Source organism: Pseudomonas sp. 58 R 3 (assembly GCF_900006605.1).
Classification (GTDB): Bacteria; Pseudomonadota; Gammaproteobacteria; order Pseudomonadales; family Pseudomonadaceae; genus Aquipseudomonas; species Aquipseudomonas salomonii.
Genome location: NZ_CVTT01000002.1, coordinates 1 through 340, shown reverse-complemented (window position 1 = coordinate 340; position 340 = coordinate 1). Strand labels below are relative to the sequence as shown.

The window sequence follows — 340 nt, the reverse complement described above, 5'->3', positions numbered from 1 at the left end:
CCGATCCTGATGGCAATGTCACGGACTACAGCTACAACAAATATGGGCAGCTGACGGGGGTTTGGTTTCCCGACAACAGTTGCCATCGGCTGGTTTGGAATGAGCGCGGGCAGCTGCTTGAGGAGCTGCTGCCTAATGGGGGTATCAAGCGTTATCGCTATGACGACCTTGGGCGGCAGGTTACTCGTGAAGATGAACTCGGCAAGCTCACACAGTACCAATGGGACGCTGCCGGACGCCTGCGAAAACTGACCCAGCCAGGCGGCGCAACGCGCGAATACAGCTACAACGCCTACGGAAAAATCACCGCCGAACACGACGAACTCGGCCACGTCACCCG

At 57.9% G+C, this 340-nt stretch carries 1 protein-coding gene; it reads left to right on the top strand.

Annotated features, from left to right (window positions below):
- On the top strand, positions 1 to 340 hold a 340-nt coding region (locus BFP92_RS00010), incomplete at both ends, for an RHS repeat domain-containing protein (RefSeq protein WP_139114010.1).